23 protein-coding genes and 1 tRNA gene are annotated in these 23,158 nt (G+C 66.3%); 7 read left to right on the top strand and 17 right to left on the bottom strand.

What is annotated here, in order from left to right:
* Window positions 1-114 precede the first annotated feature (114 nt).
* From EDF56_RS13110 to EDF56_RS13100, 3 genes are all read right to left on the bottom strand, one after another.
* Window positions 115-2,427 (bottom strand): CDC48 family AAA ATPase, encoded by a 2,313-nt coding sequence (locus EDF56_RS13110; protein WP_132388063.1) that lies wholly within the window; start codon window positions 2,425-2,427, stop codon window positions 115-117.
* A 659-nt stretch (window positions 2,428-3,086) separates the two neighbouring features.
* Window positions 3,087-3,869, bottom strand: a complete 783-nt coding sequence (locus EDF56_RS13105) for a universal stress protein (RefSeq protein WP_132388061.1) — start codon at window positions 3,867-3,869, stop codon at window positions 3,087-3,089.
* A 384-nt stretch (window positions 3,870-4,253) separates the two neighbouring features.
* Entirely contained in the window at window positions 4,254-5,135 is an 882-nt protein-coding gene (locus EDF56_RS13100; protein WP_132388059.1) for a LysR family transcriptional regulator, read from the bottom strand.
* A gap of 86 nt (window positions 5,136-5,221) precedes the next feature.
* Between EDF56_RS13100 and EDF56_RS13095 the strand changes: the two genes are divergently transcribed.
* The 4 genes from EDF56_RS13095 to EDF56_RS13080 all read left to right on the top strand — a co-directional run bounded on the left by EDF56_RS13095 (window position 5,222) and on the right by EDF56_RS13080 (window position 7,999).
* On the top strand, window positions 5,222-5,929 hold the full coding sequence (locus EDF56_RS13095) for a CoA transferase subunit A (protein WP_132388057.1): 708 nt from the start codon (window positions 5,222-5,224) through the stop codon (window positions 5,927-5,929).
* Window positions 5,929-6,564, top strand: a complete 636-nt coding sequence (locus EDF56_RS13090) for a CoA transferase subunit B (protein ID WP_132388055.1) — start codon at window positions 5,929-5,931, stop codon at window positions 6,562-6,564. The genes EDF56_RS13095 and EDF56_RS13090 overlap by 1 nt, the downstream gene beginning before the upstream one ends.
* A gap of 22 nt (window positions 6,565-6,586) precedes the next feature.
* Window positions 6,587-7,276: a glutathione S-transferase family protein gene (locus EDF56_RS13085; protein ID WP_132388053.1), complete on the top strand. Its 690-nt coding sequence runs from the start codon at window positions 6,587-6,589 to the stop codon at window positions 7,274-7,276.
* A gap of 177 nt (window positions 7,277-7,453) precedes the next feature.
* On the top strand, window positions 7,454-7,999 hold the full coding sequence (locus EDF56_RS13080; protein WP_132388051.1) for a glutathione peroxidase: 546 nt from the start codon (window positions 7,454-7,456) through the stop codon (window positions 7,997-7,999).
* A gap of 61 nt (window positions 8,000-8,060) precedes the next feature.
* Here the strand turns inward: EDF56_RS13080 and EDF56_RS13075 are convergent, their stop codons facing one another.
* The 10 genes from EDF56_RS13075 to EDF56_RS13030 form a co-directional block, all read right to left on the bottom strand.
* Window positions 8,061-8,912: a sulfurtransferase gene (locus tag EDF56_RS13075; protein ID WP_132388049.1), complete on the bottom strand. Its 852-nt coding sequence runs from the start codon at window positions 8,910-8,912 to the stop codon at window positions 8,061-8,063.
* Window positions 8,913-8,920: 8 nt separating this feature from the next.
* Window positions 8,921-9,448 carry a GNAT family N-acetyltransferase gene (locus EDF56_RS13070; protein WP_243652572.1) on the bottom strand — a complete coding sequence of 176 codons (528 nt, stop codon included), beginning with the start codon at window positions 9,446-9,448 and terminating at the stop codon, window positions 8,921-8,923.
* Window positions 9,448-9,915, bottom strand: a complete 468-nt coding sequence (locus EDF56_RS13065) for a GNAT family N-acetyltransferase (RefSeq protein WP_132388047.1) — start codon at window positions 9,913-9,915, stop codon at window positions 9,448-9,450. The genes EDF56_RS13070 and EDF56_RS13065 overlap by 1 nt, the downstream gene beginning before the upstream one ends.
* Entirely contained in the window at window positions 9,912-10,847 is a 936-nt protein-coding gene (locus EDF56_RS13060; protein ID WP_132388045.1) for an RDD family protein, read from the bottom strand. Before EDF56_RS13060 ends, EDF56_RS13065 begins: the two co-directional genes overlap by 4 nt.
* On the bottom strand, window positions 10,844-11,881 hold the full coding sequence (locus EDF56_RS13055; protein WP_132388043.1) for a stage II sporulation protein M: 1,038 nt from the start codon (window positions 11,879-11,881) through the stop codon (window positions 10,844-10,846). Before EDF56_RS13055 ends, EDF56_RS13060 begins: the two co-directional genes overlap by 4 nt.
* Entirely contained in the window at window positions 11,878-13,206 is a 1,329-nt protein-coding gene (locus tag EDF56_RS13050) for a DUF58 domain-containing protein (protein WP_132388041.1), read from the bottom strand. Before EDF56_RS13050 ends, EDF56_RS13055 begins: the two co-directional genes overlap by 4 nt.
* A 4-nt stretch (window positions 13,207-13,210) precedes the next feature.
* Window positions 13,211-14,197 (bottom strand): MoxR family ATPase, encoded by a 987-nt coding sequence (locus EDF56_RS13045; RefSeq protein ID WP_132388039.1) that lies wholly within the window; start codon window positions 14,195-14,197, stop codon window positions 13,211-13,213.
* Entirely contained in the window at window positions 14,194-15,519 is a 1,326-nt protein-coding gene (locus EDF56_RS13040) for a DUF4350 domain-containing protein (RefSeq protein WP_132388037.1), read from the bottom strand. The genes EDF56_RS13045 and EDF56_RS13040 overlap by 4 nt, the downstream gene beginning before the upstream one ends.
* Window positions 15,516-16,157: a hypothetical protein gene (locus EDF56_RS13035; protein ID WP_132388035.1), complete on the bottom strand. Its 642-nt coding sequence runs from the start codon at window positions 16,155-16,157 to the stop codon at window positions 15,516-15,518. Before EDF56_RS13035 ends, EDF56_RS13040 begins: the two co-directional genes overlap by 4 nt.
* 129 nt (window positions 16,158-16,286) lie before the next feature.
* Complete coding sequence (locus EDF56_RS13030) at window positions 16,287-17,180, bottom strand: prephenate dehydratase (RefSeq protein WP_132388579.1); 894 nt, start codon at window positions 17,178-17,180, stop codon at window positions 16,287-16,289.
* Between the two features lie 121 nt (window positions 17,181-17,301).
* Here EDF56_RS13030 and EDF56_RS13025 point away from each other — a divergent pair, with 121 nt between their 5' ends.
* A complete protein-coding gene (locus tag EDF56_RS13025; RefSeq protein WP_132388033.1) occupies window positions 17,302-17,955 on the top strand; it encodes a cytochrome c family protein in 654 nt (217 codons plus the stop codon).
* A gap of 90 nt (window positions 17,956-18,045) precedes the next feature.
* Here EDF56_RS13025 and EDF56_RS13020 read toward each other — a convergent pair whose 3' ends face one another.
* Genes EDF56_RS13020 through EDF56_RS13010 form a run of 3 tightly spaced genes read right to left on the bottom strand, consistent with a single transcriptional unit; the run spans window position 18,046 to window position 20,689 of the window.
* On the bottom strand, window positions 18,046-18,594 hold the full coding sequence (locus EDF56_RS13020; RefSeq protein WP_132388031.1) for an alpha/beta hydrolase: 549 nt from the start codon (window positions 18,592-18,594) through the stop codon (window positions 18,046-18,048).
* Window positions 18,591-19,262, bottom strand: a complete 672-nt coding sequence (locus tag EDF56_RS13015) for an RlmE family RNA methyltransferase (protein ID WP_132388029.1) — start codon at window positions 19,260-19,262, stop codon at window positions 18,591-18,593. Before EDF56_RS13015 ends, EDF56_RS13020 begins: the two co-directional genes overlap by 4 nt.
* Window positions 19,259-20,689, bottom strand: coding sequence for a Ppx/GppA phosphatase family protein (locus tag EDF56_RS13010; protein WP_132388027.1), 1,431 nt, complete (start codon window positions 20,687-20,689; stop codon window positions 19,259-19,261). The genes EDF56_RS13015 and EDF56_RS13010 overlap by 4 nt, the downstream gene beginning before the upstream one ends.
* A gap of 143 nt (window positions 20,690-20,832) precedes the next feature.
* On the opposite strand from EDF56_RS13010, the gene EDF56_RS13005 reads away from it, so the two are divergent.
* Both EDF56_RS13005 and EDF56_RS13000 read left to right on the top strand, forming a co-directional pair.
* A tRNA-Gln gene (locus EDF56_RS13005) sits at window positions 20,833-20,906 on the top strand.
* 352 nt (window positions 20,907-21,258) lie between these two features.
* The gene (locus EDF56_RS13000; protein WP_132388025.1) at window positions 21,259-21,849 is read left to right on the top strand and encodes a carboxymuconolactone decarboxylase family protein; all 591 of its coding nucleotides are present in this window, start codon (window positions 21,259-21,261) and stop codon (window positions 21,847-21,849) included.
* 9 nt (window positions 21,850-21,858) lie between these two features.
* On the opposite strand, the gene EDF56_RS12995 is transcribed toward EDF56_RS13000, so the two are convergent.
* Window positions 21,859-23,130: an MFS transporter gene (locus tag EDF56_RS12995; RefSeq protein ID WP_132388023.1), complete on the bottom strand. Its 1,272-nt coding sequence runs from the start codon at window positions 23,128-23,130 to the stop codon at window positions 21,859-21,861.
* Window positions 23,131-23,158: the final 28 nt, after the last annotated feature.

The following is a 23,158-nucleotide window of genomic DNA, read 5'->3' as shown; positions in this document are numbered from 1 at the left end:
AACAAGCGGGATCCCCGCCTTCGCGGGGATGACGGGAAATGTTGAGATTAAGGGAAGTGTTGGGATTAAGAGTACAGGGTGAGCAGGGGGCGGTCGTCACCCCCTGCCCGCTCATCACTCGCCGTGCTTTTTCGGCCGGGTCGGCTCCACCATCCCCGGCGTAATGAAGCCAAGCGGAGCAACTTCCATCGCCCGCTTCTTCAATTCGCCCTTCATACGCGAATATTCGTCCTCCATCTCCTCGGTCACGGTGGCGCGGCTATCGTCGAGCGCATCCTCGAAGTCGGCCTTGGTCACCGCTTCCACGTCGGCCCCGCGCTTGCGGATGGCGATCAGACCGGCGCGGCGCACCACGTCCTCCAGATCGGCACCGGTAAAGCGCTGGGTCCGCGCGGCGATGTCCTTGAGCGAGACATCGTCCGCCAGCGGCATTTTCGCGGTGTGGATGCCAAGGATATGCACGCGTCCGGCCTCGTCCGGCGTGCCGACATAGACCAGTTCGTCGAAACGGCCGGGCCGCAGCAGCGCCGGGTCGACCAGCGTCGGCCGGTTGGTGGCGCCGATGAGCACCACCGATTGCAGCTCCTCCATCCCGTCCATCTCGGCAAGGATGGTGTTCACCACACGGCCGGTCACTTGCGGCTCACCCATCGAACCACTGCCGCGCGCGGGCACGAGGCTGTCGATCTCGTCGATGAAGATGACGCAGGGCGCTACCTGCCGCGCGCGGGCGAAGAGCCGGGCGATCTGCTGCTCGCTTTCGCCATACCACTTCGACAGCAGGTCCGAGGACTTGATCGAAATGAAGTTCGCCTCGGCCTCCTTGGCCACGGCCTTGGCGAGCAGCGTCTTGCCGGTGCCCGGAGGTCCAAAGAGCAGGAAGCCCTTGGCCGGACGGATGCCCAGCTTGCGGAACGCTTCCGGGTTCTTCAGCGGCAGTTCGACGCCTTCCTGAAGCTTGAGCTGCGCCTCGTCGAGCCCGCCGATGTCGGACCAGCCGATGTTCGGCACCTGCACCATCACCTCGCGCATGGCCGAAGGCTGGACACGCCGCAGCGCTTCCACGAAGTCCTCGCGCGTGACCTGCAGGCTTTCCAGCAGGTCGGACGGGATCGTCCGCGCCTCAAGGTCGAGCTGGGGCATGATCCGGCGTACCGCCTCGATCGCCGCCTCGCGCGCGAGCGCGGCAATATCGGCGCCGACGAAGCCGTGCGTGGTGCGGGCCAGTTCCTTCAGGTCCACCTGATCGCCCAGCGGCATGCCGCGCGTGTGGATGCCCAGGATCTCGCGACGGCCGCTCTCGTCCGGCACGCCGATCACGATCTCGCGGTCGAACCGGCCGGGCCGGCGCAGTGCCTCATCAATGGCATCGGGCCGGTTGGTGGCGGCGATGACGACGACGTGGGCACGGCTGTTCAGCCCGTCCATCAGCGTGAGCAGTTGCGCGACAAGGCGCTTCTCCGCCTCGCCGTGGACCTGGTCGCGCTTGGGGGCGATGGAGTCGATCTCGTCGATGAAGATGATCGCGGGCGCGGCCTTGGCCGCCGCGTCGAACACCTCGCGCAGCGCCTTCTCGCTGTCGCCATAGCCGGAACCCATGATTTCCGGCCCGTTGATCGAGAAGAAGTTGGCCTCGCTCTCGTTGGCGACCGCCTGCGCGAGACGCGTCTTGCCCGTCCCCGGCGGGCCGTGCAGCAGCACGCCCTTGGGCGGCGCCACGCCCAGGCGGGTGAACAACTCGGGATAGCGCAGCGGCAGCTCCACCATCTCGCGCAATTGGCGGATGGTATCGCTCATGCCGCCAACGTCATCGTAATTGACGTCGCCGCGCGCCGCTTCGGCTTCCTCGAACAGTTCGCGCAGTTCGACTTCGGTGTGCTCGTCGATATGGACGATGCCGCGCGGCGTGGTCGAGACGACATTGAGGCGGATCTGCGTCAGCGCGAAAGCCGGCGCATTGAACATGCGGCGCAGTTCGGGGGGAATGTCTGCAACCTGCTGCTGGCCGGTGGTGGCGACGATGTCCCCCTGCACCATGCTGCGGCCGAAGAAGTTGCGCTTGAGCGCGGCGGACGGCCCCTGAAGGCGCATGTCTTTCTGCGCAGGCGCGAAGACCACGCGCTGTGCGGCGCGCGATTCCGCCTTGCGAACAGTAACATGGTCGCCCGAGCCGACTTCCGCATTGACGCGCTGGAGACCGTCGAGGCGGATCACCTGAAGCTCTTCGTCCTCGGGATAGGCCAGGACAGCGCGTGCCACGGTGACGGCCTTGCCGGAGATTTCCAGCACATCGCCTTCCATCGCGCCGATCGCCGAAAGCGCCCCGCGCGACAGCCGGGCGATGCCCTGACCGCTTTCCTCCTGCCGGGCCGCCGCGACTTGCAGCTTGACCACGCGTTCGTCCACCTGAGTTGGGGCTTCCGCCATGAGATTCCTTTCCGGCTCCCGATGCCGATGGGGGGCGCCCGCCTTGCGGGACAGGCGCGATGGGAACGTGATCAAGGAACTAGGTATGCGTCTGTCGGATTTCAAACGGGTCAGACACCGGAATGCCGCGCGGAAAACCCGGAGGCGACGGGAAGCGCATCCATTTCGCCCATCTTCGATGGACAAAAAAAGGCCCGGACGTTGCCGACCGGGCCGTGGAAGTTTTGGGAGAGGATGCCTGAAAGGCAAGTTCTGTATGACTCCCCGACGTCGATTGTGCAAGTGCGAAAGCCCGAAACCGATGTTGCAAATCACGCAATCGCTGTTGCAAACCATCGAACTACACCGCGTAATACCCATAAAATGACGTAATTACCGTGAGTTGCAAAGTGAATCGGGGTTCAACGTTGATGCAGGCGCGATCGGCCGGGCGATGGATCGGGCCACTGCTGCGCCCATTTTCTGCTGCGCCGCGATATCTCCTCACCCAGGTTAGCAAATTGCGCGAAGTCGGCGCGCCCGTTTCAGGCGGTCGAACCGATTTGGGGGTAATCTTGCCGGACAGGAGCGCGCGCACCCTTTAACGACGCGATAAAAATGGCCGGCCCCGTAGTGACGGAGCCGGCCATGGGTGAATTTGCCGTGAGATTTGCGGGCGATCAGTGCGCGAAAAGCAGGGCCGGCGCCTCGGCATTGGACAGGAAGTAGGCGGTCACTCCGCCGAACAGGAACTCGCGCATGCGGCTCTTGCCATAGGCGCCCATGACCAGCAGTTCGGCGTGGGCCTGTCGCACGGCCACGGCCAGCGTCTCCTCGGTCGAGCCGCGCCGTTCGAGTTCTTCGAGTTCCGCGTGAATGCCGCTGCGCGACAGATAGCGCAGCGCGTCGGTGGCAGGAAAGCCGCCGGGCTTTTCCGTCACCGTCACGACTTTCACAAGCTGGCAACTCGCCAACAGCGGGATCGATGCCTTGAGCGCGGCGGCCGATTGCTCGCCGCCGTCCCAGGCGATCACCGCGCGGCGGATCGGCAGGCTCAAGCCGCCCTCATCCGGCAGCGCAAGGACCGGAGCCCGCGCAGAGAGCGCCACGTCGCCAACGATCCCGCTCGACCGCGAGAGCACCACCAGATCGACCAGCCGCGCCGCCGAAGACAGTGCCGGCACCGGATCGTCCTCGCTGCGCACCACTTCGAACGGCACGTCGCCGCGTGCAAGCCGCGCCTCGATCGCTTCGGCTGCGGCGTCATCGTCGGCCCGGGCCTTGTCCAGCGCCTCGCTGATGACATAGCTGCCGCCCATCGGATCCATCGCGATATAACGCGAGACCGGAGTGTCCACGAGGACGGTGACATGACCGCCAAGCAGCCGCGCCAGTTCGAGTGCGGTATCGACGCGCGCGTCGCTTGCGGGCTTGCGGTCGGCGTTCACGAGTATCGAGCGCATGGCATTCCTCCGTGTATCGGATCCACCCTAGGGTCAGGACCTATCAATCACGCCTGCGAGGCACTGGAATGGCGAACATATCGGACCGAAGCGACTGCCGGGCGGGCTGGTTGCCCGTCCAAAGTCGCTTTGGTTCGAGATGGAAGCCATTCCAGTGTCCCGAAGGGATTTGATCAAAATGGCCCAGCGCAGCGTCAGGAAGCCTTGAAATATGGACATATTCCTGCGTCTTCCTTCCTCGCGCTGAGCCATTTTGCTTCAAACCTTGCAGGCGTGATTGATAGGTCCTGACCCTAGTCCGCAGGTATGCAGCCACCATGATCCAGATCAAAGCCCCAATTGCCCCCGCGCAATTTCCCGCATCCGCCTGAGGGCATGACGTTTTCAGAGATCAGCGCTATCGATAGTGAGCCGCGCCGCCCGTTCGAACAGGTCCAGCACCACGGCCTCCCGCTCGCGCGTGCGGATCGCTGCTTCGAAGTGGATGCGCCGCGCGGGGCGAGGCAGGATTTCAACCAACGTGCCCGCGCCAAGTTCCCCCCGCACCATGATTTCGGGCAGGACTGCCGCGCCCTGACCGCAGGCGACGATCTCGATCAGCTTGCGCACATTGTTGCAGGTGTTGAACGAGCGCGGCACCGGCCCACCGGTTTCGAAAGCGGCCATCGTTACCGCATGGAGCGGCGAATGGTCGGGCAGCGACCACACCGGCAAGGGCTGCGCGAAGCCGCCGGCGGCGGCTACGGCTGGGCTCGCCGCCCAGACCAGTTCAACCGCGCCGATCGGCGCGGTGCGGATCCCGGGGCTGGCCACGGGACCGGCGAGAAACACGATGTCGCGCGTGCCCGCCAGCAATTGCTGGAGCAGGCGCGCGGTCAGGTCGAGTTCGATCTCCATGGTGACGCCTGGCCGCTCGCGCTCGATGGCGGCGATGAAGCCGGGAAGGCAACTGGCGGCGGCGATCTCACCCGAGCCGATCCGCACGCTGCCGGTCGCGCCCGCGAAGTCACTGGCTTCGAGCAGGGCCTGTTCGAGCCCCTGCCGCAGCGGTTCCGCTGCCTCGACCAGCCGCCGCCCCCGCGCGGTCAGCACCATGCGCCGCCCGTCGCGCTGGAACAGCGGTACGCCGAGTTGTTCCTCGATCTCCCGCACCCGGGCCGAGATGGCAGGCTGCGTGGTATTGAGTCTTTGTGCCGCACCTGCGAACGTGCCGAGCCGATCGATCCACATCAGCGTTTCGAGGTGGAAGAGGGCAATCCGTTTCATAATGCCTGATTATCGAATCCGATAAAAAACAATCGCTATTCGTAATGGGATTGGCTGTCTAGGTTCGCTCCAAACGGGAGAACAGCATGAACAAGATCTACCCCAGCGCCTCTGCCGCGCTGGACGGACTGCTGAAGGACGGCCTGCTGATCGCCGCCGGTGGCTTCGGCCTTTGCGGCATCCCCGAACGCCTGCTCGACGCAGTACGCGATTCGGGCGTGAAGGACCTGACTTTCGCCTCCAACAACGCCGGCATCGACAACGAGGGCATCGGCAAGCTGCTGCGCACCAAGCAGGTCTCGAAGATGATCTCGTCCTACGTGGGCGAGAACAAGGAGTTCGAGCGCCAGTTCCTCTCGGGCGAACTGGAAGTCGAATTCTGCCCGCAAGGCACCTTGGCGGAGCGCATGCGCGCGGGCGGCGCGGGCATTCCCGGCTTCTATACCAAGACCGGCGTCGGCACCCAGATTGCCGAGGGCAAGGAAGTGAAGACCTTCCGGGGCGAGGAATACATCCTTGAGGAAGGCATCTTCGCGGACCTGTCGCTCGTGAAGGCGTGGAAGGCGGACGAGACCGGCAACGTCGTGTTCCGCAAGACCGCGCGCAACTTCAACGTGCCCGCCGCCACCTGCGGCAAGGTCTGCGTCGTCGAAGTGGAAGAGATCGTTCCCACCGGCTCGCTCGATCCGGACGGCATTCACCTGCCCGGTGTCTTCGTCCAGCGCCTCGTGCTCGGCGCGCCTTACGACAAGAAGATCGAATTCACGACCACCCGCGAGAGGGAGACCGCCTGATGTCCTGGAGCAGAGACGAAATGGCCGCCCGTGCGGCGCAGGAGCTTCAGGACGGGTTCTACGTGAACCTTGGCATCGGCATCCCGACGCTGGTGGCCAACCATGTGCCTTCGGGCATGACGGTGACGCTCCAGTCAGAGAACGGCATGCTCGGCATCGGGCCGTTCCCCTATCCCGATGAAGTCGACGCCGATCTCATCAACGCCGGAAAGCAGACCGTCAGCGAACTGCCGCAATCGGCCTATTTCGACAGCGCCACCAGCTTCGGCATGATCCGCGGCGGGCACATCGATCTGGCCGTGTTGGGCGCGATGGAAATTGCCGAGAACGGCGACATCGCCAACTGGATGATCCCCGGCAAGATGATCAAGGGCATGGGCGGCGCGATGGATCTCGTGGCCGGCGTGAAGAAGATCATCGTCGTGATGGAGCACAATGCCAAGAACGGCGATCCCAAGTTCATCCCGACCTGCACCCTGCCACTTACGGGCAAAAACGTGGTCGACATGATCGTCACCGACCTTGCCGTATTCCAGCGGCCCGACCACCAGAGCCCGTTCAAGCTGATCGAACTCGCTCCGGGCGTGACGGCCGATGAAGTCGCCGCTAAGACCACGGCGCACTACATAACCTGACGCCCGCAAAGGAGAGTTCCGGATGGCTTACACACTGATCACCGCCAATCGGAACTACTCCAGCTGGTCGCTACGGCCATGGGTGCTGATGAAGGCGCTCGGTCTCGATTTCACCGATCGGATCGAGCCCTTCACCGCCGCCAATTACGAAGCCTTCCGCAGCTTCTCGCCCACCGGGCAAGTCCCCGCGCTGCTCGACGGCGAGCGGACGGTGTGGGATTCGCTGGGCATCACGCTCTATCTGGCAGACCGCCACGCCGGTATCTGGCCGACCGACGAAGCGGCGCGGGCCTTCGCGCAATGTGCCGTCGTCGAAATGCACGGCGGCTTCTCGGCCCTGCGCAACGATTGCACGATGAACGTCGGCGTGCGCGTGCGTCCCAAGACGATGCGCCCGGCGCTGGTGCGTGACGTCGCCCGCCTGCGCGAGATTTTCAGCGAGGGCCTGTCGCGCTTCGGCGGCCCCTGGCTGGCGGGCGAAAGCTTCACTGCGCTGGACGCTTTCTTCGCGCCCGTGGCCTATCGCATCCGCACGTATGGCCTTGATGTCGGCACGTGCCAAACCTGGGTCGATACCGTGCTCGATCACCCGGCGATGAAGCAGTGGGAAGCCGAAGCGCTCGCCGAAACATGGCGCGAGGAAGGGCACGAAGCCGAACTGGCCGAGTGCGGCGACATCATCGCCGACTATCGATCCGCTGCTGGGGCCTGATCGCAACGGGGGTCGGCGCGCTTCGCCGGGGCGATCCCCTTTCCTATGCCCATGATCTCGAATGGATTTCGGCCTTGCCCGTATGGCCTGGGCGGATGCGGCGTCTTGCCCGCGTCATCGAGCTGGCGCAGTCTCCCGCACCGAACCACCCGATCGATTCCAAGGGAGAGTCCCCGCATGACCGAGATCGCTACCATCCCGCTGACCCGCATCGACGGCAGCACCGATACTCTTGCCAAGCACGAGGGCAATGTCCTCCTCGTGGTCAATGTCGCCTCCAAGTGCGGGCTCACGCCGCAGTACGAGGGCCTCGAAAAGCTCTACGAAGAGTACAAGGGCAAGGGCTTCGAAGTGCTCGGCTTCCCCGCCAACGACTTCGGCGCGCAGGAGCCCGGCACGAACGAGGAAATCGTCGAATTCTGCCAGGTGAACTACGGCGTCTCGTTCCCGCTGTTCACCAAGGCGGACGTTACCGGCGAAGCCAAGCAGCCGCTCTATGCCGCGCTGACCGATGCCATCCCGACCAAGCAGGGCGATGTCGAGTCCATGAAGGAGCGCTTCAAGGGTTACGGCATGACGCCCAACGACGATCCCGAAGTGCTGTGGAACTTCGAAAAGTTCCTGATCGCGCGCGATGGTTCGGTGGTCGGTCGTTTCGCGCCGGGCACGGCGCCGCAGGATCCACTGCTGGTGGACGCGATTCAGGCCGAATTGGCGAAGTAAGCCACTACCGCTTCATATTGGCGCCGTCCCTGCGAATGCAGGGGCGGCGCTTTCGCGTGGATCAGTCCGCGCCGGTCGCCACCGGGCGTGTGGGATCGGCAATCCACTCGCTCCACGAACCCGGGTAGAGTTGGGCTCCAGCAAGCCCCGCATGCGCCATGGCGAGCGCGTTGTGGCACGCGGTCACGCCCGAGCCGCAGGACAGGATCGCCGGCTTTCCGCCCAGCAACGCGGCGAATTCGCTCGCCAGCTCATCCGCCGCGCGGAAGCGTCCATCCGGGCCGAGATTGTCACGAAAGAAGCGATTGCGGGCACCGGGAACATGCCCTGCCACCGGATCGAGCGGATTGGGATCGCCCCGGAAACGCGACGGATCACGGGCGTCGAGCACTTGCGCGGCCCCGACCTCGATATTGGCCTGCACATCGTCGGCACTCAAGGGCGCGGCCACCAGCGGATCACCCGTGACAAAGTCTCCCAGCCTCGCAGGGGCAGGCTCTCCGCTCTCCAGCGGCAGTCCCGCCGCGGTCCAGGCCTGCTTGCCGCCATCGAGCACGGCAATCGGAGCGTGGCCCATCCAGCGCAGCAGCCACCACGCCCGCGCCGCCCAGGCGCCGCCGTTTGAATCGCAGGCGACCACCTGCTGCCCCTGCCGCAGCCCCACCGAACGCAGATAGGCCGCAAAAGCCACGCGCGAAGGGAGCGGATGGCGACCGTTCCGCCCGTCCGGAGGAGAGGCAAGGTCATCGTCGAGATGAGCATAACGCGCGCCCGGCAAATGCCCGGCGCGATAGGCCTCGCGGCCCTTGTCGGGCATGCCCAGTTCGAATTCGCAATCGAGGATCAGCACGTCCTCGCCAGCGGCGAGCAGCGCGTGAAGATCGGCAACCGCGATCAGCGTTTCATAAGCCATGGCGTAGCTTAGCCGAGCAGGCGGGCGAAAAGGAACTCCTCGTCGCGCTGTTCACCGACCATGAAATGGATGTCGGCCACTTTGGCAAAGCCGTAGCGGCCATAGAACTTCTGCGCACCGTCGTTGCCGCTCCAGACCGAGAGCTGGATTTCGTCCGCGCCATGATCCCGCGCCGTGTCGAGCGCCCAGTCCATCAACCGCGCACCGATGCCCCGGCCGGTCACGTCCGGGTCGGTATAGAGCTGCTTGAGTTCGATCACCCGCGCGCCGCGCGCATGCTCGGCCCAACCACAAGTCATGACCAGCTTGCAGAAGCCAAGCAATTGCCCGTCCGCCTCGGCCAGCATCACCCGCATCGCCGGATCGGCGATTTCCTTGGCGATCTTGGCCTCGCTATGCGATTCGGCCAGGAAGTTCGACAGGTCTTCCGGGCGGTACATGTCCCCGAACTTGACGATGAAGCTGCGGGCACCGAGTTCGGCCAATGCGGCGGCGTCGGCCGGAGTGGCGAGGCGCAGGTTCAAAGTGGCGTCCATCACAGTTCTTTCGTCATGCAGATCGAGAAATCGTCGGAAACATAGTCCCCGAATGGCGGGCATTCGCTGAAGCCATGCGCGCGGTAAAGGCCCTGCGCGGGGTGGAACGGTTCGGGCCTGCCGGTCTCCAGGCTGACGCGGGTGTAGCCGCGTGCGCGGGCCTCTTCCAGCAAGTACCGCAGGAGCGCCTTGCCCACGCCCTTGCTCCGATATTCGGGCGCCGCGCGCATCGACTTCAGCTCGCCGTGCCCCGCATCGAGGTGCTTGATCGCGCCGCATCCGGCCAGCCGCTCACCATCCCAAGCCGAGAAGAACGTCACGTCCTTCTGCCGCAGGCGCTCGGCGGGCATGGCGTGGACGCTCTCAGGCGGGGACCACTTGTGCATCTCATCAAGGTGGAACTGGAGCAGGTCCAGCACCGCCCGACCCGTCAGGTCATCCTCGACGATGGTCAATGCGAGCGTCAACGCGGATCCCCGGAATGCTTGTCGGCCTTGCGGCGGCCCATGCGCATGCCCGCTTCGAGCCGGGCACGCAACTGGGTGTAATAGGCTTCCAGGAAGGCGTGCTCGTCATTCCAGCCATCGTTGCGGCCGATCTTGTGGGCGATCGTCTGGTAGACGCTTTCCGTCGCCGGAGCCCGCTTCTCGCGCAGCACGCGTTCCAGCGCCTGAAGCTCGTATTCGCCGTAGACCGCGAGTTCCGCCTCGGAAAAGCGATAGTCGCGTTGCGGCGCGGCGCCGAAGTCTTCGTCCCGGTATGTCTCGGTGCCGACCGACAGCGCCGCCTCCAGCTTGCGGCGCGGGCGTTCGACCACCCACGATCCGGCAATCACGTCGCCCGCGCGCAAGCTGTCGCGGTTGAAGAGCGGGAACAGCAGGAAGATCGCAAACCAACCCGCCGCCGCCAGCCAGCCGAGACCGCTGGCAACCCCGGCCATGGCAATGAATACGATCGGCAGAAACAGCTCGACATCGCGCAACAGGTTGCGCGCGATCACCATTTCTGCCGTGAGCCGTCCGCCGTCGCGCGCGGCGATGCGGATACCGGCCAGCCGCTTGCCCGGCGTCGCGCCGCGGGGGCCCAGCTCGAAGAACAGGAAATAGGCATTGCGCAGCAGGAACATGGCAATGATCCACAGGACCGCCAGAAACTGCATGGCATGGCCCGCTGCGGTGTTCTCGCTGACCGCGTGGTCGACTTTCTCCAACCCGCCGGCGACCGATGCGAGGATCAGCGACATCCCGATAATTACCAGGATGATGACGATGAAATCGAGGATCAGCGCCCCCAGTCGCGAGCCCCGGCTGGCGACGGTGATCGGCAGCGTGATCCCTTCCGGCGTCACCAGCAGACGATCGCGCGACGAACCGCGATGGCGCGAGGGCGAGCGGCTCATGCCCGGCGCACTCCGGCATGATTGCCGCGGAATGCGAAGAAATAGGCGCACCACAGGGTCAGCATGAAGCCGCCGATGACGAAGCGCCCGAACGTCTGGTCCACCAATTGCCGCGCGAAGCCTTCCAGCAGTGCGGCAACCATCAGCATCAGCACCACCCCGGTCATGACCACGGCCGCGCGGCGGCCTGCCTCGGATGCCGCCTGAAGCACCGGGCGGTTGCCGGGAAAGGCGATCGAGCGGCCCACGTGGAGCCCGGCCGCGCCCGCCAGCAGGATCGCGAACAGCTCGGTCGTCCCGTGCACGGCCAGCCAGCCGATGAAATCCACCAGCAGGCCCTGCCCATGGAACAGCCAGAGCATCGCGCCCAGCGAAGCGGTGTTCTGCACCAGCAGGAGCAGAGTCGGCACGCCCAGCGCAAAGCCGAACGCGAAGGCCATGATCGAGACTTGGGCATTGTTGCTGAACAGGCCGGCGGCAAAGACGCTCATGCCCGATTGTCCGGAGTTCCCGAAGATCGCCCCGTGCAGCACCTCACGCGTGGCGCCGGGCACGCGGTTGCCCGCCATTCCGGGCGAGACCATCGCAAAATACCATTCGGTATCGTGCGCGACCAGCAGCCAGCCGACCACCGTGCCTGCCACCATGACGGCAAACGCGACCAGCACATCGACCCAGATCGACCGCACTGCCGCGCTCAAGCCGCCGCCCAGGAAGCCGCGCAGCCAGTCCCACAGGGACGAGCGCGGACCGTAGACCACGAACCAGGCCCGCTGCACCAGCGCTTCGAGATAGGCGAGCGTCGCCGCGTCGAGCGAGGTTTCGCGCGCGATCGACAGGCTGGAGGCGACCGTGCGGTAGAGCCCGGGCAGTGCCAGCAGATCCTCGTCGGAAAGGCGGCGCAACCGCCCCTTCTCCATCCGCGTGACGATGGCCTCAAGCCGCTGCCAGTCAGCCTCCCGCTCCAGCCGGAAGCGGTCCGAGCGCAGCGCCGCGCGGGCGATTGCGGTGGCTTCGGTCGATGGGGCGTTCATCCGATGGATCCTGCGCGCTTGATGGCGAGATAGGCGTCGATCAGCCGGGTGCCGATACTGGCATGGGAAGCCTCGATCACCTCGACTCCGAGCTGGCGCAACTGCCGCGTTACCAGCGCGCGCTGCCGCAGCAGCAGATCGGCCGAGACCGCCATCGACAGCGTCTCCATGTCATCGGGTGCGGCGGCCGAAATGCCCTCCAGCTCCTCGTCGGCGATGGTGACGAACAGCACGAGATGGCGCGCGACCAGCCGCCCGATCGATTCGATCATGAGCTGCGCGCTCGTCGGGTCGGTGAATTCGGAAAAGACCACGATCAGCGAGCGGCGCTCCAGCCGCGCGGCGAGTGTCGCCAGCGCCAGCGTGAAGTTGGGCTCTTCCGAGCGGTATTCGAGCCCGGCAGCGGCGCGTTGGAGGCGGTGGAAATCGCGCGAGGCGGCGATGAACGGCGTGGAGACTTCGGGCTTCGAGGCAAAGCCGAACAGCGCCACCCGGTCCCCGCCCTTCAGCGCGACGTAGCCGGTAGCCAGCGCCGCCGAAACGGCGCGGTCGAGGCGGGGCATCCCGTCCACCGGCTCGCACATCGACTGGCCGCAGTCGAACGCGAAGACGATCTGGTTGTTGCGCTCGACCTCGTATTCCTTGGCATAGAGGTGGACGTGGCGCGCCGACGATTTCCAGTCGATCCGGCGGCGGTCCATGCCCGGCTCATATTCGGCGAGCGCTTCGAACTGCGTGCCCTCGCCCCGGATGCGTCGCGCGAGCACCCCGAACTGCGCGTCCTTCAGCAGGATCTGCAAGGCCGGCGAGCGCACGGCGGAAACATTGGGCCAGACCCGGATCTCCTCGTCGAGATCCCCCGCCAACTGCCGCGCGCCAAGCCCGAGCGGGCCTGTCCAGCGCAGCCAGCTGCGGCTGACCTTGCCGGTGCCCCGGCGCGAGGGGCGGAACGCCAGATCCCCGCGCCAGCCCGCTTCGCTCCGCGCCAAGGCGAACGTCGCGCGCCCGCCGACAACCAGCCGGGGATCGCAGGCGAGCGCGACATCGACGCGCGAGGCACGGCCGCCCCGCAACACGACCTCCGCCGCCAGCGAGGCCTCTGCCCCCACTTCGACATCGCCCGGCACGGTCACGCGGAACTGCTCGGCCCGTCCGGCCAGCAGCGCATCGACGAAGACCAGCGCGAAGACCGCGAGCCCGACGATCGGCGCCGCGATCCATGCCTCCGGCCGCGTGGCACCGATCACCAGCGCGACCGGCGCCGCCAGCGCCAGCAGCGCGGCGGCGCGCACGGTCGGAACCATGGGGGCGAAACGCAGGCTCATTGGGTCAGCGCGGTGCCTCAGTCTGTTCGACGAGGTAGGCGACGAGCGCCTCGACCTGCTTGCCCTCGATCTCGGCCGCCGGGCTCAGCAGCAGGCGGTGGCGCAGCACGCTGGGCGCCAGCGCCTTGACGTCATCGGGCACCACGTAGTCGCGCCCGTCGAGCGCGGCACGGGCACGGGCCGCGCCGGCCAGCAACACCGCCGCGCGCGGAGAGGCCCCGCCGGCAAGGTCCGGGCTTTCGCGCGTGGCGCGGACGAGGCGCACGACATAATCGGTCACGCTCTCGGCCAGCTTCACGTGCGACACCGTGCGCGAAGCAGCGTCGAGCAGGGCCCGGTTCGCCACTGCCGACACGCCGCATTCGGCCGGGGTGGGCGCGCCACGATTTTCGCCGAAGCGCGCGACGATCCGCCGCTCTTCCTCAAGGCTGGGATAGGCGACGTCGAGCTTGAACAGGAAGCGGTCGAGCTGCGCTTCGGGCAGCGGGTAGACGCCCTGGCTCTCGATCGGGTTCTGCGTCGCCACCACCATGAACTGCGCGGGCAGTGCATGCGCGGTACCGTCGAGCGTCACGCGGCGCTCCTGCATCGCTTCGAGCAGCGCGGCCTGGGTCTTGGGCGGGGTGCGGTTGATCTCATCCGCCAGCAGCAGGTCGCAGAAGATCGGGCCGCGCGTCAGCGTGAACTGGCTGGTCTGGAAGTTGAACAGGTTCGAGCCGAGGATGTCGCCCGGCATCAGGTCCGGCGTGAACTGGATGCGCCCGAAATCGAGCCCCAGCGCGGCCGCGAAGCATTGCGAAAGGAACGTCTTGGCCGTGCCCGGAGGCCCTTCGAGCAGCACGTGGCCGCGCGCCAGCAGCGCGATCAGCATATGCTCCACAACCTCGCGCTGACCGACCACCGCCTTGGCGATCTCCTCGCGAATGTCGGCCGCGAGCGCGGCGACCTGCGCAAGGTCGCCCTCGAAACCAAGGGTCTGGGCATCGGTCATCGGGTCAGCATCCTTTCAAGCGCGTGAAGGTCGCGCGCAGCCTTGACGAGGTCTTGCGGACGCCGGGCCTGCCTCAGGCGCGCGGCGATCGCGGAAAAGGGTTCGGCGGCCGGATCGCGCGAGGCCAGCGCGCGGTCGATCGCGGCATCGGCGTCCGGTCCGTCAAGCGTGCGCGGCAGCGCCAACGCCCGGACCAGCCGCTCGCGGGCATGGTCCGCATAGGGCCGCGCGATCAGGTGCAGGCGCCCGGTGCGGCGCACTAAACCCGCCGCATTGGCGACCAGCGCGCGCTTGCCGAATGCAATGGCCCGGCCCTCCGCAAGTGGTGGTCCAAACCGCAGGAAGGCGCGCCAGCCGAGCACCAGCGCGGCCAGCAGCAGGCACAGCGTCGCCGCCAGGAACGGCGGCGTGAACGCCAGCGTCAGCAGGTTCTGAGCATTGCCGAAGCCATTCAGTGTAAGATCGAAGGTGATCGTATCGCCCGGCCGCGCCCCGCTCGCCGCCACCAGCGCGTCAATCAGCCGCGCCGAATTCTGGTCGGCCATGCCCCAGTTGTTGACGAGATCGGGGTCGAAAACCATCATGATCGGCTGGAGACGATCCTGCGGATCCACATCGTCCGGAGCAACTCCCGCGACCTGCTCCAGCACCGGATAGTGGCCGCCGTCCGCCATGAACCCGGCAAGGATATTCCCATTGCCATCGCGCACCAGCGGCACCAGATCGCGGCCCTTGCCCCACAGCACGGGCTGGCGACCGGGCAAGGCGCCCTGAACGCCCATTCCGCTCCAGCGCACGCGCGCACCGTGCGGATCGGTCGGGTTCAGGCCGACGGTAAGGTCGTCGAGGAAGCCCCTCCATTCGGGCGGCCTCGGCCCGGCGAGATTGACCCAGCCCGTCTTCGCGCCCTTCTGCTGCTGTTCGCGCGATGCGGCGAAAGCGAACCACTTGGGCGAGATCACCAACGTCGGGCCAACGTAGCGCCGCCGCGAGACGATCTTGTCGATCTCCTTGCCATCGGCAAAAGGCGGCGGCGTCAGCACCAGCAGGCCCGGCTTGTCCAGCGCCCCCTCGTTGCGGGAGCGGCGCACCGCATAGCCGCGCCGTTCGAGGTATGTGGCCATCGCCGCATAGCCGTTGAGGCCGCGTCCTTCGGCATGGGCCTGCCCGTCATTGGTCTCGCCGAAACCGGTGCCGGTACCGATCATCCACAGCAACGCAACGAAGAGAGCGCAGCCGAGCAAGACCACGGCCAGCACCGACCAGCGCGAGAACGGATTGGCGCCCACCGCGACGGTTCCGGACGGGAGATCGCCGTTCATACCGTGAACCTGATCTGGGCGAATTCGGCATAGGCCCCGCGCGCGGCGGCCCAGTCCTGCGCGTTGAGGTCACGCAGTGCAAAGCGGCTGCGCTCGACGCGCTGCGCGATCGTGGCGAAAGCGTTGCGCCCGGTTTCGGGCAAGGCGGGCAGCGTCGCGATCTCGCGCGCGGTGCTGGCCGGATGGAGCCATTCGGGCCGGGTCGCGCGGATCTGCTGGACGCTGCGGCGAAGCAGGAGATGCGTCGCCTCCGCAAACCGGCCCTCGGCGGCCAGCCGGTCGGCATCGCCGAGCAGGGCCATGGCCTCGTCCCGGTCGGGCAGCCAGGCTTCCGCCGGATCCTCCGCGCTTTTGGCCGGGCGCTGCAACAGTGGGCCCAGCAAGCGCCACAGCACGAACAGCACCAGCAGAACGGCAAGGCCGATCAGGACATATTGGAAGACCGGCCACGATATGCCGAGCAGCCGGCCGATCGGTCCGAGCAGGGCTTCAAGCCATTCACCCAGCACACGCAGCCATCCGGGCATGTGCACGGGCGGCGCGGGGACCTTCGGCAGCGGCGCGTACTGGATATCGGCCGCGCCCCGCACGGCTTCCCAGTCGCTCGCCGCGTCCCGGGATGCGGTCGCACCCGCCATTTGAGCCCCACCATCTGCCACGGCGGGGATGCTTGGCACGGCCCGCATGCGCAGGCAAGGCGCACCGCATTAACGTTCTGTCCGGGCGGCGGTTTTCCCCGGATGGAAGAGGACGTTCGCCGCCCCCCGTCAACCGCGGGGGCGAGCCTGGCGATAGGTACCCAGCGGGCGCACGTACTTGCAGTGGAACGCCAGTTCCTTCAGCGCCGAATCGACGCGCGGATCGCCCGGAGCGCCTTCGATATCGGCGTAGAACGTCGTCGCGGCGAAGCTCGCGCCGATCTGGTAGCTTTCCAGCTTCGTCATGTTGACGCCGTTGGTCGCAAACCCGCCCAGCGCCTTGTAGAGCGCGGCGGCAATGTTCTTCACCTCGAAGATGAACGTGGTCATCGCCTTCTCGCCCTGAAGCGCGAAAGGATCGAGCGGCTCACGGGCAAGCACGACGAAGCGCGTGGTGTTGTCCGCCGCGTCCTCGACATTCTCCTCGATGATCTTGAGATCGTAGAGTTCGGCCGCCAGTTTCGGCGCGATGGCGCTCGCGGCAGGATCGCCCTGCTCGCGCACGAAAGCCGCCGCGCCGGCGGTATCGGCGTAAGACATCGGCACGATGCCGCGCTCGCGCAGATAGCGGCGCGACTGGCCAAGGCCTTGCGGATGACTGTAGGCCACCGAGAACGGCCCGTCGCCCAGCGCCATCAGCGCATGCTCGATCGACATGAAATGCTCGCCGACGATCGACAGGCCGCTCTCGGGCAGCAGGAAGTGAATATCGGCCACGCGCCCGTGCTGCGAGTTCTCGATCGGAATGATCGCGCGCTCCGCCTGGCCTTCCTTCACCGCATCCAGCGCATCTTCGAACGAAAAGCACGGCAGCGGCAGGCAGCCGGAATCGTACTCGAGCGCGGCGCGGTGCGAATTGCATCCGGGCGCCCCCTGAAGCGCCATCGCCCGGGCGGGATCGACAGCGGCAGCCTCCACCATCCGTGAAACGAGGTCGAATGCGGGTTTGGGATAGGAATTCATAGTGCTGGCGCGATTAGTCGGCATTGGCCTCAACCGCAATGGCTCTTGCGCTAACTTGCGGGCAACATTAGAGCCTCCAAGCTAAGAGGATCATCATAACAATACCCGGGGCAATCAGGACATGGACGATCGTTTCAACACAATTGTCGGTTGGACGCTGTTCGCCGGCATCGTCGGTCTGGGTCTTGCCAGCGTCAGCTCGCATTACTTTCGCGCGGACAAGCCACATCGTCCCGAGACCATGGGTTATGCCATCGAAGGCGTCGAAGAGACTACCGAAGGTGCTGCGGAAGTTCCGATCGAGACGCTGCTGGCCAAGGCCGATCCCGCCAAGGGTCAGGCGACTTTCGCCAAGTGCCAGTCCTGCCACACGATCACTCCGGGCGGCGCCAACGGCATCGGCCCCAACCTCCACGGCGTTGTCGGTGAGGACATCGGCAAGGGTGTGGGCGGCTTTGCCTTCTCCGACGCGCTCACGGGCGTGGGCGGCAAGTGGGACTTCGACAAGCTGAACCAGTGGCTCAAGAGCCCGAAAGCCTTCGCTCCCGGCACCAAGATGACTTTCGCGGGCCTCCCCAAGGGTGAAGACCGCGCCAATGTCATCGCTTACCTGAATTCGCAGGGTTCGAACCTGCCGCTTCCGACTGCGGCGCCTGCGGCTGCTGCAGCCGACGCCAAGGCTCCGGCAGATGCCAAGGCCGCGGCAGATGCCAAGGCTCCGGCAGGCGCTGCGCCTGCTCCCGCCGCAAAGGCGAGCGCGGCACCCGCCAAGTAAGCATTTTCGCTTTACCCAATCCGGCTTCGGTCGGCAGAAAACGGCCCGCAGGCGTCACCGAGTCGCGCTGCGGGCCGTTTTCGTTTCTGCTCAGATTTGGGTGACGGGAAGGCTCTGCACAAAGCCGTCCAGCTGCGCGCGGCCCCAGGACCAGTCGCCCAGCCCGCTCGCACCGTTGATGTGGCTGAGCGCACCGGCTTCGATCAGCGGGCATTCCCACTGCCGCGAACGCAGGCGCGCATGACCTATCGGGCCATAGGGATCGTCTGTGCTGGCAACGATCAACGCCGGAAATCGCAGAGGCGATGTCGGTGGTTCGGCGAACCCGCGCGCCTCGGCCGGGAAAGCGCTGCCGTCGGGATCCGGGACCGCCACCAGCAAGGCCCCGCGCACGGGCAGCGCCGAACGCGCGCTCCAATGCGCAACCAGCAGGCAGGCCAGACTGTGCGCGATCAGGATCGGCGGCTCTTCTGCCGCCGCCACGGCGCGGTCGAGCGCGGCGATCCAGTCGTCCAGTTCGGGCTCGTCCCAGCTCGATGGCGCGAACCGGCTCATCGCCGGATCGCTCTGTTCCCACAATGTCTGCCAGTGCGCCGAACCGGAGCCGCCGATGCCCGGCAGCACGACATAAGTGCTCATGCTTCTTCGCGCCCCTTGAAACCCTTCGCGATCACGTACCACTCGGAGGAACCCTTTCGGCTGGCAGGTGGCTTGGCGTGCTTCACGCTGGCGAAGCGCCGCTTCAGAATGCCGAGCAGTTCGGTGTCGGTCCCGCCCGCGAAGACCTTGGCGACGAACGTGCCGCCGGGCGCGAGATACTGGATCGCGAAATCTGCCGCCGTTTCGACAAGGCCCATCGTCCGCAAGTGGTCGGTCTGCTTGTGGCCCACCGTATTGGCGGCCATGTCGGACAGCACGAGGTCGGGCGGCCCGTCCAGAGCGCCTTCCAGCGCGGCAGGGGCCTCATCCGACATGAAGTCCATCTCGAAGATCGTCACGCCCTCGATCGGGTCGGTAGGCAGCAGGTCGATGCCGACGATCTTGGTCTTCGGGCTCTTGAGGCGCAGGACCTGGCTCCAGCCGCCCGGCGCAATGCCCAGGTCGACCGCGCGGTTGACGCCTTTGAACAGGTCGAACTTTTCGTCCAGCTCGATCAGCTTGTAGGCCGCGCGGCTGCGATAGCCGTCGGCCTTGGCCTGCTTCACGTAAGGGTCGTTGATCTGGCGCGTGAGCCAGCGCGCAGAGCTGGTCGTGCGTTTCTTGCCAGTGCGAAGCCGCTCGTTGGGGTCGCGTCCGGAACGGCTCATGGCCGGCTCTCCAATGGTTGTACGTCGGCTGCGGCGATCAGGCTGCGGCCGGTAGAGTGCGAGGCGATCAGGCTCCGCAGAATGCCCTCACGAATGCCGCGGTCGGCGACACCCAGACGGGCAGCGGGCCAGAGGTCGAGAATCGCCTCAAGAATGGCGCAGCCCGCGACCACAAGGTCTGCGCGCTCACGCCCGATGCAGTTGAGTTCGCGCCGCTCCGCGAGCGACATCGATGAGAGACGCGTGCTGATATCGCGCATCGATTCGGCGGGCACGATCAGCCCGTCGACCATGCGGCGATCGTACTGCGGCAGTTCGAGGTGCAGGCTGGCCAGCGTCGTCACCGTGCCGCTGGTGCCCAGCAGACGCAGCGGGCCGGTCTGCGCGGCGCTTTCCCGCGCGGGCGAAACCCGCTTGGCGAAAGCGGCGAAACTGTCCGCGACAAGGCCGTGCATGTGGCGGTAGCGGGCCAGCCGATCTTCCAGCGTCGTGCCTTCCGGCCCGCAGCTTTCGGTGAGCGAGACAACGCCCCAGGGCACCGACTGCCAGTCGAGGATGCGCGGCACCGTGCCCGTGCTCTCGATCAGCACGAGTTCGGTGGAGCCGCCGCCGATATCGAAGATCATCGCCGGGCCCAGCCCCGCTTCCAGCAGCACGTGGCAGCCGAGCACGGCCAGCCGCGCTTCTTCCCGCGCACTGATGATGTCGAGCGCGATGCCGGTTTCCTTGCGCACGCGCTCGATGAACTCCGGCCCGTTGACGGCGCGGCGACAGGCCTCGGTCGCCACCGAGCGGGCAAGGTAGACGTTGCGCCGCATCAGCTTGTCCGCACAGACGCGCAGCGCCGCCAGCGTGCGTTCCATCGCCTCGTCGGACAGGCGGCCGGACTGGGCCAGCCCCTCGCCCAGACGGACGACGCGGCTGAAGGCATCGATCACCGTGAAGTTCTCGCCCGAAGGCCGGGCGATCAGCAGGCGGCAGTTGTTGGTGCCAAGGTCGATCGCCGCATAGGATTGGCGCCCGCCCGGACGCGGCATGGTCGAGGGCCCGGCAGTGACGCGCGCCTCAGACCTGCGCGCTTCAGCAGCAGGAACCTCGAAATGCGATTCGGGGATCTGTACTTCCGGAGCGCGTGCCTCTGCCGGCCGCGATTTCGCGCGCGCCGAATTGCGTCGCACCGCCTTGCGCGACTTGCCGGTTTTCCGGGCCGTACGTGGCTGGTCACGGCGAGGCGGCGCCGCCGATCCGTTAGATGATTCTTCGCGCGGCGCTCCGCCTGCCGCGACGGCGCCGCCATCCTTGGCCTGCACCTTCGCTTTGGCCGTGCCTGGACCGGACGGGCGCGATTTGCCCCTCCTTGCCTTGCGCCGCCTTCCTGGGCGGCCCGACACGTCGACTCTTGCTGCCGGCGGATCGTGCTCCGCCATGATTTCAAATCTCGTTCAATAAATCTGCCGCCATGCGTGGCGGATACCTGCCCTGATGCTAACGCCCCCACGACAAAGGAGCAAGGGCAGTAAAAAAGGGTGTTGACCCGAATCACGACCGCTACTAGAGGGGCGCCTCCCGATGCCCCGTCGTCTAATGGTAAGACTACGGATTCTGATTCCGTCTATCGAGGTTCGAATCCTCGCGGGGCATCCAATTCTCCATACATCGCTGGAATAGCAGGGCATTGTGCCCTCACGCGCGAAGGCGCGGACCGCGCTGGCTGCGGGCATTTGCACGCCTTGCGCCTGCCACGGGGCGATATGGGGGCTTTCTTTCGACCCGAATAGAAATGCTGCGGCGGACGAACGCCGTTACCGTGCCGCGCGTGCGCAAAGGGCCAGCGCGGCCCTCATCATCACCGAATCGGCAATACCTTTGAAAGTGGCTCCGCGCTTCCTTGCGCCCCGTCGCCGAAACGCGGTCCGGCACAAGAAACGCCGGCGCGATTGGCTCCCCGGTTTGGCGATGCCATCCTCTGCCGCCGCCACGCAGAGGGACACGAACCATGCACCAGCCCGATCCCGCACCGCGCATTCCGCCCTTGGAGCCCGAACGCTTCACCGAGGAAACTGACCAGTTCTTCAACCGCTGGACCGGCGGCTTCTTCAAGAATGCGGATCGCAACCCGGTGCTGATGACCTTTGCGCACCATCCGCAGCTTGGCGACCTGTTCTCGCAGTTCAACGTCCACTTGCTCTCCACCAGCACCCTGCCGGTCAAGGAGCGCCAGATCGCGATCATGCGCACGGCATGGCTGTGCAAGGCGCGCTACATGTGGTCGAGCCATCTCAACACCAGCATGCTCTGCGGCCTCTCGCCCGAGATGTTCCGGCCGCTGCAAGTTGGCGCCGACGATCCCTATTTCACGGAATTCGAATGCTCGGTGATCCGCGCCACCGAGGATCTGGTGGAACGCCACGAGGTTTCGCCCGAAAACTGGGCGGCCCTGCGCGAAGAGTGGGACGAGCGGCAGATGCTCGACTTCCTCTTCACCGTGGGCGCCTATGTGGCGCTGGCCGGCGTGATGCGCTCCACTGGCGTGCAGCGCGATGACAACCTGCGGGCGCTCGCCGCCGAATATGGCGCGCCGGATTAGCGCGCCCTATTAGCCCGCGAAATTGGCCTCGGTATGGCGCGGCACCCAGAGCAGACCGACAAGGCTGAGCACGGCCGCTACCGAGATATAGAGCCCGACGAACAGCACGCCGCCCTTGTCCACCAGCCCCTGCGCGATGGCCGGCGCGAAGCCGCCGCCCAGGATGCCGCCGACGTTGAAGGCGATCGACGAGCCGGTATAGCGCACCCGCGCGTCGAACAACTGCGGCAGCAGCGAGGCCAGCGGCCCGTAGACGAAGCCCATCGTGAACAGGCCGAGCGACAGGAAGGCGGCGATGGCGGTGAGCGATCCCGCCGCGAACATCGGCCCCATCAGCAGGCCCACGACGATGGAGCCCGCGCTGCCGGCGATCAGCACTCCGCGTGAGGACCAGCGATCCGCTGCATAGCCGGCCAGCACGATGCCCACCGCCATGAACAGGATCGCGAAAAGCTGCACGCCAAGGAAGGCCTGCCGCCCATAGCCGAGCGTCTTGGTGCCGTAGCCCAGCGCAAAGGCGGTGGTCAGGTAGTAGATCGCGAAGCAGGCCACGACGGCGAAAGTACCCGCCAGCGTCTGGCGCATGTGGGTCCGGAACAGTTCTACGATGGGGATCGACTTGGGCCGCTCGCCGTGCATCGCCGCGAACGACGGTGTCTCGGCAAGGCGGAAGCGGATCCACAGGCCAAGGCCGACCAGCACCGAACTGAGCAGGAAGGGAATCCGCCAGCCCCAGCGCACGAAATCGCCTTCGGACAGCGTCATGCTGAGAACAAGAAACAGCCCGTTGGCGGCGATAAAGCCGACCGGCGCGCCCAACTGCGGGAACATGCCGAAGCGCGCGCGCCAGCCGGGCGGTGCGTTCTCTACCGCTAGCAGCGCCGCGCCGCCCCATTCGCCGCCCAGCCCCAGCCCCTGCGCGAAACGCATCAGGCAGAGCAGGAACGGCGCGACCCATCCGGCACTCTCGTAGGTCGGCAACAGTCCGATGGCGACGGTGGCACTGCCCATCAGCAGCAGCGAGGCGACCAGTGTGGACTTGCGGCCGATCCGGTCCCCGAAATGGCCGAACAGCGTCGCGCCCACGGGACGGGCGACGAAGGCCACGCCGAAGCTGGCATAGGCCGCGAATTGCTGGGCCGACGGGGAATCGGATGGGAAGAACAGCGGCCCGAACACCAGTGCGGCGGCCGTGGCGTAGACGTAGAAGTCGTAGAATTCGACCGCCGTGCCGACGAGGCTGGCAGTGAGGATGCGGGCATTGCGGCGATATTCGTTCACTGGCCCGCTCCCCGGCCCAAACACCGGC

The organism is Novosphingobium sp. PhB165 (assembly GCF_004341845.1).
In the GTDB taxonomy this organism is placed as follows: domain Bacteria; phylum Pseudomonadota; class Alphaproteobacteria; order Sphingomonadales; family Sphingomonadaceae; genus Novosphingobium.
This window is presented reverse-complemented; position numbering and strand designations above follow the sequence as displayed.

Bases quoted from the DNA above. Each gene is read 5' to 3' on its own strand.
- EDF56_RS13110 (WP_132388063.1), bottom strand. From the start codon at position 2,427: ATGGCGGAAGCCCCAACTCAGGTGGACGAACGCGTGGTCAAGCTGCAA.
- EDF56_RS13105 (WP_132388061.1), bottom strand. From the start codon at position 3,869: ATGCGCTCGATACTCGTGAACGCCGACCGCAAGCCCGCAAGCGACGCG.
- EDF56_RS13100 (WP_132388059.1), bottom strand. From the start codon at position 5,135: ATGAAACGGATTGCCCTCTTCCACCTCGAAACGCTGATGTGGATCGAT.
- EDF56_RS13095 (WP_132388057.1), top strand. From the start codon at position 5,222: ATGAACAAGATCTACCCCAGCGCCTCTGCCGCGCTGGACGGACTGCTG.
- EDF56_RS13090 (WP_132388055.1), top strand. From the start codon at position 5,929: ATGTCCTGGAGCAGAGACGAAATGGCCGCCCGTGCGGCGCAGGAGCTT.
- EDF56_RS13085 (WP_132388053.1), top strand. From the start codon at position 6,587: ATGGCTTACACACTGATCACCGCCAATCGGAACTACTCCAGCTGGTCG.
- EDF56_RS13080 (WP_132388051.1), top strand. From the start codon at position 7,454: ATGACCGAGATCGCTACCATCCCGCTGACCCGCATCGACGGCAGCACC.
- EDF56_RS13075 (WP_132388049.1), bottom strand. From the start codon at position 8,912: ATGGCTTATGAAACGCTGATCGCGGTTGCCGATCTTCACGCGCTGCTC.
- EDF56_RS13070 (WP_243652572.1), bottom strand. From the start codon at position 9,448: ATGGACGCCACTTTGAACCTGCGCCTCGCCACTCCGGCCGACGCCGCC.
- EDF56_RS13060 (WP_132388045.1), bottom strand. From the start codon at position 10,847: ATGAGCCGCTCGCCCTCGCGCCATCGCGGTTCGTCGCGCGATCGTCTG.
- EDF56_RS13055 (WP_132388043.1), bottom strand. From the start codon at position 11,881: ATGAACGCCCCATCGACCGAAGCCACCGCAATCGCCCGCGCGGCGCTG.
- EDF56_RS13050 (WP_132388041.1), bottom strand. From the start codon at position 13,206: ATGAGCCTGCGTTTCGCCCCCATGGTTCCGACCGTGCGCGCCGCCGCG.
- EDF56_RS13045 (WP_132388039.1), bottom strand. From the start codon at position 14,197: ATGACCGATGCCCAGACCCTTGGTTTCGAGGGCGACCTTGCGCAGGTC.
- EDF56_RS13040 (WP_132388037.1), bottom strand. From the start codon at position 15,519: ATGAACGGCGATCTCCCGTCCGGAACCGTCGCGGTGGGCGCCAATCCG.
- EDF56_RS13035 (WP_132388035.1), bottom strand. From the start codon at position 16,157: ATGGCGGGTGCGACCGCATCCCGGGACGCGGCGAGCGACTGGGAAGCC.
- EDF56_RS13030 (WP_132388579.1), bottom strand. From the start codon at position 17,180: ATGAATTCCTATCCCAAACCCGCATTCGACCTCGTTTCACGGATGGTG.
- EDF56_RS13025 (WP_132388033.1), top strand. From the start codon at position 17,302: ATGGACGATCGTTTCAACACAATTGTCGGTTGGACGCTGTTCGCCGGC.
- EDF56_RS13020 (WP_132388031.1), bottom strand. From the start codon at position 18,594: ATGAGCACTTATGTCGTGCTGCCGGGCATCGGCGGCTCCGGTTCGGCG.
- EDF56_RS13015 (WP_132388029.1), bottom strand. From the start codon at position 19,262: ATGAGCCGTTCCGGACGCGACCCCAACGAGCGGCTTCGCACTGGCAAG.
- EDF56_RS13010 (WP_132388027.1), bottom strand. From the start codon at position 20,689: ATGGCGGAGCACGATCCGCCGGCAGCAAGAGTCGACGTGTCGGGCCGC.
- EDF56_RS13000 (WP_132388025.1), top strand. From the start codon at position 21,259: ATGCACCAGCCCGATCCCGCACCGCGCATTCCGCCCTTGGAGCCCGAA.